The following is a 2,162-nucleotide window of genomic DNA, read 5'->3' on the forward strand; positions in this document are numbered from 1 at the left end:
CACATGTTGCCATGCTTCCACCTCTGCCCTATCTACCTCGTCGTCTTCAAGGGGTCTTACTCTTGCGATGGGATATCTCATCTTGAGGGGGGCTTCACGCTTAGATGCCTTCAGCGTTTATCCCTTCCCGACTTGGCTACCCGGCCATGGGTTTGATACCCAACCGGTACACCAGAGGTCAGTCCATCCCGGTCCTCTCGTACTAAGGACAGCTCCTCTCAAATATCCTACGCCCACGCCGGATAGGGACCGAACTGTCTCACGACGTTCTGAACCCAGCTCGCGTACCGCTTTAATGGGCGAACAGCCCAACCCTTGGGACCTACTTCAGCCCCAGGATGCGATGAGCCGACATCGAGGTGCCAAACCACTCCGTCGATGTGAACTCTTGGGAGTGATAAGCCTGTTATCCCCAGGGTAGCTTTTATCCGTTGAGCGATGGCAATCCCACTTTATACCACCGGATCACTAAGTCCTACTTTCGTACCTGCTCGACCCGTCAGTCTCGCAGTCAAGCTCCCTTATGCCTTTGCACTCTTCGAATGGTTTCCAACCATTCTGAGGGAACCTTTGAGCGCCTCCGATACACTTTCGGAGGCGACCGCCCCAGTCAAACTCCCCACCTGACATTGTCCCCCGGCCAGGTCATGGCCGCAGGTTAGAAACCCAATATCGCAAGGGTGGTATCCCAACAATGGCTCCGGTAAGACTGGCGTCCTACCTTCACTGCCTCCCACCTATCCTGTACATGCGACACCGAATCCCAGTATCAAGCTGGAGTAAAGCTCCATGGGGTCTTTCCGTCCTGGCGCAGGTAACCAGCATCTTCACTGGTACTTCAATTTCACCGGGTGCATTGTCGAGACAGCGCTCAAATCATTACGCCTTTCGTGCGGGTCGGAACTTACCCGACAAGGAATTTCGCTACCTTAGGACCGTTATAGTTACGGCCGCCGTTTACTGGGGCTTAAATTCAAAGCTTCGATTGCTCTAACCTCTCCTCTTAACCTTCCAGCACCGGGCAGGCGTCAGCCCATATACCTCACCTTTCGGTTTTGCATAGACCTGTGTTTTTGCTAAACAGTTGCTTGAGCCTATTCTCTGCGGCCCACTCTCGTGGGCGCTCCTTATCCCGAAGTTACGGAGCCATTTTGCCGAGTTCCTTAACAATGCTTCTCCCGCCGGCCTTAGGATTCTCTCCTCATCCACCTGTGTCGGTTTACGGTACGGGCACGTATTACACAATAGCGGCTTTTCTTGACAGCCCCTATACCAACTTCCCTACTTTTGTTCGGTACGCGTCACGCTTTCCTGTTGCTAGACGGATTTTCCAGTCTAACCAGTCCGGCGCTTGCCCCGGTCTTTTCATTCCCGGGTTTGGCTTCGGTTCTGTGTCCCCACAGTTCTGATAATACGCGGTACAGGAATTTCAACCTGTTGTCCATCGACTACGTCTTTCGACCTCGCCTTAGGCCCCGACTTACCCAGAGCAGATCAGCTTTACTCTGGAAACCTTAGATATTCGGCCTGGAGGATTCCCACCTCCATCTCGCTACTCATTCCGGCATTCTCTCTTCTTAACACTCCACGCCTCCTTACGGTAACGCTTCTTCGCAGTTAAGAATGCTCCTCTACCAATTGACTTACGTCAATTCCTAAGCTTCGGTGTTGTGTTTCAGCCCCGGACATTTTCGGCGCAGGACCTCTCGACTAGTGAGCTATTACGCACTCTTTGAATGTGTGGCTGCTTCTGAGCCAACATCCTAGTTGTCTTTGAAATCCCACATCCTTTTCCACTTAACACACACTTTGGGACCTTAGCTGTAGGTCTGGGCTCTTTCCCTTTTGACTACCCAACTTATCTCGTGCAGTCTGACTCCCGTACATCATTTATGCGGCATTCGGAGTTTGATATCTCTTGGTAAGCTTTGACGCCCCCTTAAGAATTCAGTGCTCTACCTCCGCTAAACTAATACGAGGCTAGCCCTAAAGCTATTTCGAGGAGAACCAGCTATCTCCGGGTTCGATTGGAATTTCTCCCCTACCCACACCTCATCGCCACCCTTTTCAACGGATGTGCGTTCGGTCCTCCATTTCCTTTTACGGAAACTTCAACCTGGACATGGGTAGATCACCCGGTTTCGGGTCTGCCTGAACTGACT

The 2,162-nt window shown here is 52.1% G+C and carries 1 rRNA gene; it reads right to left on the bottom strand.

The annotated features are described in order from the left end of the window. Positions 1-2,162 (bottom strand): 23S ribosomal RNA (locus tag H8S80_RS33815); the annotation flags it as partial.

This window comes from Hungatella sp. L36 (genome assembly GCF_014288035.1).